Annotated in this window: 7 protein-coding genes and 2 pseudogenes; 8 read left to right on the top strand and 1 reads right to left on the bottom strand. The window is 53.0% G+C overall.

Annotated elements, in window-relative coordinates:
• Window positions 1-71: 71 nt before the first annotated feature.
• Both D7Y06_RS23775 and D7Y06_RS23770 read left to right on the top strand, forming a co-directional pair.
• Window positions 72-368: pseudogene (locus D7Y06_RS23775) on the top strand (TraG/TraD/VirD4 family protein); the annotation flags it as partial.
• 97 nt (window positions 369-465) lie between these two features.
• Window positions 466-849, top strand: a complete 384-nt coding sequence (locus D7Y06_RS23770; RefSeq protein ID WP_120409985.1) for a TnpV protein — start codon at window positions 466-468, stop codon at window positions 847-849.
• 118 nt (window positions 850-967) lie between these two features.
• Here the strand turns inward: D7Y06_RS23770 and D7Y06_RS23765 are convergent, their stop codons facing one another.
• The gene (locus tag D7Y06_RS23765; protein WP_120409984.1) at window positions 968-1825 is read right to left on the bottom strand and encodes a helix-turn-helix domain-containing protein; all 858 of its coding nucleotides are present in this window, start codon (window positions 1823-1825) and stop codon (window positions 968-970) included.
• 206 nt (window positions 1826-2031) lie between these two features.
• On the opposite strand from D7Y06_RS23765, the gene D7Y06_RS23760 reads away from it, so the two are divergent.
• The 6 genes and pseudogenes from D7Y06_RS23760 to D7Y06_RS23735 all read left to right on the top strand — a co-directional run.
• Entirely contained in the window at window positions 2032-2430 is a 399-nt protein-coding gene (locus tag D7Y06_RS23760; RefSeq protein WP_243119492.1) for a hypothetical protein, read from the top strand.
• Entirely contained in the window at window positions 2414-2719 is a 306-nt protein-coding gene (locus tag D7Y06_RS23755; RefSeq protein ID WP_120409983.1) for a molecular chaperone, read from the top strand. Before D7Y06_RS23760 ends, D7Y06_RS23755 begins: the two co-directional genes overlap by 17 nt.
• A 62-nt stretch (window positions 2720-2781) precedes the next feature.
• The gene (locus D7Y06_RS23750) at window positions 2782-3219 is read left to right on the top strand and encodes a hypothetical protein (RefSeq protein ID WP_120409982.1); all 438 of its coding nucleotides are present in this window, start codon (window positions 2782-2784) and stop codon (window positions 3217-3219) included.
• Window positions 3216-4607, top strand: coding sequence for a serine/arginine repetitive matrix protein 2 (locus tag D7Y06_RS23745; protein ID WP_120409981.1), 1392 nt, complete (start codon window positions 3216-3218; stop codon window positions 4605-4607). The genes D7Y06_RS23750 and D7Y06_RS23745 overlap by 4 nt, the downstream gene beginning before the upstream one ends.
• Before the next feature lie 58 nt (window positions 4608-4665).
• A complete protein-coding gene (locus D7Y06_RS23740; RefSeq protein ID WP_199714842.1) occupies window positions 4666-5292 on the top strand; it encodes a CHC2 zinc finger domain-containing protein in 627 nt (208 codons plus the stop codon).
• Window positions 5282-5609 (top strand): annotated as a pseudogene (locus tag D7Y06_RS23735) (virulence-associated E family protein); the annotation flags it as partial. The gene D7Y06_RS23740 and the pseudogene D7Y06_RS23735, both read left to right, overlap by 11 nt.

The raw sequence follows: 5609 nt of genomic DNA, 5'->3' as shown, positions 1-5609 counted from the left end.
CGTGCGGTTCCGGGGCGAGGGTTCGGAAACCTGCTGTCGTGAGGCAGTAAGGCGCCGGATTCTTAGCCTACAATATCGGTCAGATTCCGCAGTTTGAGAAGCTGATCGCCACAATCCGGAGCCGTGAAATATCGGCTTCCATTATTTTGCAGTCAAAGTCCCAGTTAAAGGCGATTTATAAGGACAACGCTGACACAATCGAAGGGAATTGTGACACCACCTTATTCCTCGGAGGGAAGGAAAAGACCACTTTAAAAGAGCTGGCGGAAGTTTTGGGTAAGGAAACGATTGACCTTTACAATACCTCGGACACAAGGGGTACGTCACAGTCCTACGGGCTTAATTACCAAAAGACCGGAAAGGATATGCCATACTTGTTCGTGAAGAGTTCAGTTGCCTAACAAATTCACATGAACAGGGACACGAACAACTGGATTCTGGAAAACTGAATACAGGAGGTCACGAATGAAAGAACTGCCAAAAAGAATCCATGACGATAACAACGGCCTTGACTACGTTCTTGTGGGTGATTATTACATTCCCGCCCTGCGGCTGACGGAGGAATCCCGCCCTATCGGGCATTGGGGGCGCAGGCGTAAAGCCTATCTGGAAGAAGCCCGCCCCGCCCTTTATTGCAGCCTGCTGTTATCCGGGAAACTCTGGACGCACCTTGCCGACGTGAACGAGCAGGCACAGGAACGGCTTGACCTTATCATGGAGCAGATGAAAGCCGCCGAAGGCGTGACGGAGAAATTGAAAGCGGATGACCAGCTTGAATGGGTGCGCCGCTGCAATTCTATCCGCAGCCGGGCGGAGGAAATTATCTATGCGGAACTGGTCTATGTATAATGCGGCTGGCTCCTGTCTGGAAAAAGTGGCTCTAAAGCCGGAAAATTGAACATGGGACACACGATACAGTAAAGAGGACTGCTAACCGGATTTTTCGGGAATGGCAGCCCTTTTTGCGTCATTCTTTCGTCTTTTTCTTCCCAAACAGGGACAGCAGCTTTGATTTTCCACGCTGGCTGGAAGCTGCGGGGAGCAGGGGGGATTTTTTAAACACACGGGCAAGGGTGGCACGTTCCTCTTCCGGGAGGTTCATATAATCAATGCCGAATACCCGGCAGATCGTAAACGCCCGTTTTTCGTCCGCCGTGCCTTTGTGCATGAGGGCGTCCAGCAGTATCACCGGGATGTTCCGGGCAAAATCTGCTGCGGGGGTTTCCAGTTCGGCAGTGGTCTTGTCGGATTCGTGCCGGGTGCGGAGGTCTTTTACAATCCGGTCAAGGTCGTCATGGATGACGTGGCTGAAAAACAGTTCCTCGCTGACCTGCCCCAGTTCCAGCGTGCGCATATAGAGGTCGTTTTCCGGGGGCTGCCGCTGTTCCATGACGGACTGCCTTGCCTGTTCCAGAACTAAGTTCATGTCACGGATGCGCATATCCGCAATCCGGTCAATGCAGACTTCCATATCCGTCAGCAGGCGCAGGAATCCCGGATGGCAGACAAACTCACAGAGAAGCCGGTTGTTGAGTGCGCCGCTTTTTAACAAATCAACCGTGGAATCATTCAAGTGCAGCTCATGCAGGGCGGTGTTCGGGTGGTTCTTGTTTTCGGTCAGCCCCATGAGGTAATCCATGGAAAGGCCGTAGTATTCCGCCAGCTTTGCAAGGTTAAACGGGCTTATATCCGTGCATTTGTCGGATTCATATTTTCCCAGCGTGGCTCTTGCTATGCCCGTTGCTTTTTCCAGTTCCGCAAGGGTCATGCGGCGGCTGGTTCTCTCGTCTTTTAATTTCTCCTGAAGCGTCAGTTTTATATACATTGCGCCCCTCCTCTCAAAACAGGGTTCGTGACCATTATAGCACAGGGCATTTCCGAAAGCGTGGAAATTTTGCGTTTTCGGGAAATTTTCCAGCCTTTCGGACATACGGGGGAAGCCGGTTTATTTTGATAAGATTTCAGTGTCACAGGGACATTGAAAACAGAATGACCGGCTGCAAGTGATACCGTTCCCGGAGAAGTAGTGCCATGACAGGAGCATACCAAAGGAACGGAAAACGCTGGGATGATTCCGGGCAGGAACGGATTGCAGGCAAAACGGCAGGAAAGCAAACTATCAATTATGGAGGAAGGGACATGAAGTTAAACATTGAGGAAAAGAAGATTTTATATGCCTTTGGGTGCAGGAGCCATGAGAATACAGTCCGCAGGCTGAAATGGGTCACTGCCCTGACGGTGGATGAAAAGGTGAAACGCCGGGTGCTGTGCCTGGCAAGGAAGCTGGATGATGGCGGAGTCGGTGAATGGTATCCCTGCTTTTACCATCATCTCCGTTTGGAAATGGAAGGATATTTTGAAGCAAAGAAGCATATCCGCATGGTGGAAAAAAGCACAGACTGGGAGGAATTTTATGGGAAAGCCGTCTAAGTATGAAAAGGAAACTATCGTAAATTTCAACGAGGGTGAGAAGGAAGCCAGCATTTACACATTTAATGCGGACTTGAAGCGGCGGCTGGCGGAGTTCAGCAAAAAATATCCGCTCCTGTGCCGTTTGGAAAAGTCCACGCTGGAAGGGAGCGTGGCCTATGTTCTGGATAAGTCCCGGCTGTCTATCCGGCTGGTTCCGCCCTACAGTGAGGAACGGCGGGCGGCGGCGAGGGCATACGCCAAAGAACACGGCTTCAAGTCCCTGCCGGGCGGAAAGGATATTGCCTGATTTGGGGGCGTTTTACGGTCAGAACAACGGGTACGGAGCCGGGATTTTTCCTGTGATTCTCCATGGAGGTATCAGACATCAGAGAAGCCCTGAACGGTGGAAATGCCTGTTTTGGGTGTGTTTTCCGGCTGTCATGGGGAGCCGTCTTTGACGTGAGCGAGCTCAGCGCACTCACGTTGGCGGCGGTTCGGGCAGGGCGGATATGGGGCAGCGTTCCCGGCTCCGGGGCTGCCACTTTGCGGGAGTACAGAGGGCGGCGGCCTTCTGTGCGGGGTACAGGGGCGCAGCAGCCCTGTTGGGGTCAAGGGGCGAAGCCCATTGGCGGGTTAAGGGCGGCAGTCCTTATCGGGTCAAGGGTGAAACGCCTTGCCCAGCTAGAGTTGATGCCTGCGTCAACTCGTACTGGGTATTACCTGACGCAAACCGCCGCAGGTTCGGCAGCTCCGCAGCCCTCCTGCCAGCCGGGAAATCTTGAAAAAGGAAGGAGGATTTGGCATTGAAACTGACACGGCACAACGGACGCTCCGGCAAAAACGGCACGTACAACCCACGCCACAATGACCGCCGCTTTGACCTGAATAACAGCAGCCATATTGATTCGGAGCGGGCAAGAAAAAACATGTACTGGGACTGTTACCGGGGTTACACCACCGCCGAAAGCCGGGAGGATTCCTCCCAGCCGGATTTCAGCTTTGAGCAGATAGAGAGGGCTTATTATACGGAGCATTATTCGGATTACGTGGAAGCCCAGAACGCAAGGAATGAAAAGACCCGGCACACGGAGCGCAACCGCAGCGTGGGGGATTTGCTCACGAATAACAAGACCTGCCCAGAGGAAAGCATTTACCAGATTGGGACGGTGGAGGAATCCGTCCCGCCAGAAACATTGTTCCAGATTGTGAATGAGTTTTACGGGGAGTTTGAACGGCGGTTCGGCTCCCACGTCCACCTTTTGGACTGGGCGCTCCATCTGGACGAGGGGACACCACATATCCATGAACGGCACGTTTTTGATTGTAGAAACAAGTACGGGGAGTTATGCCCCCAGCAGGAAAAGGCGCTGGAAGAACTGGGAATCCCGTTGCCTTCCCCAGACAAGCCGAAGGGGAAGAACAATAACCGGAAGCAGACCTTTGATTCCATTTGCCGGACAATCCTGTTTGACATCAGCAGGCGGTACGGGGTTCATCTGGAACAGGAACCGTCCTACGGCGGGCGGGATTATCTGGAAAAGCAGGACTTCATCATTGAAAAGCAGAAGAAGATACTCTCCGCACAGGGGGAAGCCTTAACGAAAAATACCATAGCCATAGCGGAGCAGGAAAAGAGGTTTGATAAAGCCGTAAAAGCTGTTTCAGAGAAAGAAAAAGAGTTGGAAAAACAGGAAGGATTGATTGAAGAAAAGGAGCAGGAACTTTCTGAAAAACAGTCTGCCCTTGCCACTGTCACCATGAAGATTGCGGACATAGAATCACTGGTGGAGGAAGTGGCGGACACGGCTTATGAGAAAGCCTGCGAGGTTGTGGCGGATACTGTCCGGGCGGAAACGCAGAAGGAGGATATCCGGGTGGTGGAGGATTACAAAAAGTGGCTGGCTTCGCCGGAACGGAAAGCCCCGCAGGAGAAAAGGGATTTTGCCGTGAAGTGCCTTGGCACAGTCCAGGAGCAGATAAAAAATGCGGCGCAGAAAGTGTTAAGGAAAGTCCAATCGGCACTCCAAAAACCAGAGGTGAGCCGTGCAAATAAAGAGCAGATTAAAGAGAAGGCAAGGGAATCTATTAAGGACAGGCTTGCAAGGGGGAAAATGGAAGCAGACCGGGCGAACCGGGAGCGCATGGAGCGCAGGAACGGGTTAAGAGCAACAACAAAAAAGGATATGGAGATTTGAAGCATTTGCTTTTCGTGTGGAGATGGCAGATGCTTTTTTATTTTCGGGAAGGAACGGTATGAATGTATTTGAAGCAGTAAAGGAAAATGTAACGGCAAGGCAGGCGGCAGAAATGTATGGTATCCGGGTGAACCGGAACGGCATGGCGTGTTGCCCTTTCCATGATGACCGGAATCCCAGCTTGAAGGTGGATAAGCGGTTCCATTGTTTCGGCTGTCAGGCGGACGGGGACGTGATTGACTTTGTGGCAAGGCTTTATGGGCTGCCCAGTCTGGAAGCAGCGAAAAAGCTGGCTGCGGATTTTGGAGTCCCTTATGAGAGCCGGGGGCGGGCTTCCCCGAAGCCAGCCAGACGGAGCGTGTCGGCGGAACTGCGGTTCTTGCAGGCGGAGCGGAAATGCTTCTGGGTGCTTAGTGATTATCTCCATCTGTTGGAGCGGTGGGAAACGGCATATGCGCCGAAATCGCCGGGGGACGGGTGGAACCCGCTGTTCGTGGAAGCCATGCAGAAACGGGAGTATGTGGGTTATCTTTTAGACACGCTGCTGACCGGGACAAAGGAGGAAAAAGCCGCAGTCATCACGGGGCATGGGAAGGAGGTGGAACGGATTGAGCGGAGGGTATCAAATTTTGCCGCCAGAGGTCAGGCAAGCCGTGGGAACAGCCGTAGACAGCATGGACGGTGAAAAGACGGTGGGGGAAGTCCGGCAGATGCTGGAAACCACCCAGAAGGGGCAGACCGCCAACACGCCGGGGAATTACAGGGCGGTGTTTTTGCATGACCCGCTGCTTCGAGGGGCGTTCAGCAGCAACCTCCTGACTGACCGGGTTGACATTGTGAAGCCCCTTGGCTGGTATCGGGACGGGAGCCGCCTGACGGACGTGGATATTCAATATCTGGTTCTATACTTGGAGGAACACTACGGGCTGACATCAGAGAAGCGGATTGAGGGGGCTATCAAGGTAGCCGCCAATGAATACCGGTATCACCCTGTCCGTGATT

This window comes from Roseburia sp. 1XD42-69 (assembly GCF_003612565.1).
In the GTDB taxonomy this organism is placed as follows: Bacteria; Bacillota; Clostridia; order Lachnospirales; family Lachnospiraceae; genus Roseburia_B.
This window is presented reverse-complemented; position numbering and strand designations above follow the sequence as displayed.

Bases quoted from the DNA above. Each gene is read 5' to 3' on its own strand.
- D7Y06_RS23770 (WP_120409985.1), top strand. From the start codon at position 466: ATGAAAGAACTGCCAAAAAGAATCCATGACGATAACAACGGCCTTGAC.
- D7Y06_RS23765 (WP_120409984.1), bottom strand. From the start codon at position 1,825: ATGTATATAAAACTGACGCTTCAGGAGAAATTAAAAGACGAGAGAACC.
- D7Y06_RS23760 (WP_243119492.1), top strand. From the start codon at position 2,032: ATGACAGGAGCATACCAAAGGAACGGAAAACGCTGGGATGATTCCGGG.
- D7Y06_RS23755 (WP_120409983.1), top strand. From the start codon at position 2,414: ATGGGAAAGCCGTCTAAGTATGAAAAGGAAACTATCGTAAATTTCAAC.
- D7Y06_RS23750 (WP_120409982.1), top strand. From the start codon at position 2,782: ATGGAGGTATCAGACATCAGAGAAGCCCTGAACGGTGGAAATGCCTGT.
- D7Y06_RS23740 (WP_199714842.1), top strand. From the start codon at position 4,666: ATGAATGTATTTGAAGCAGTAAAGGAAAATGTAACGGCAAGGCAGGCG.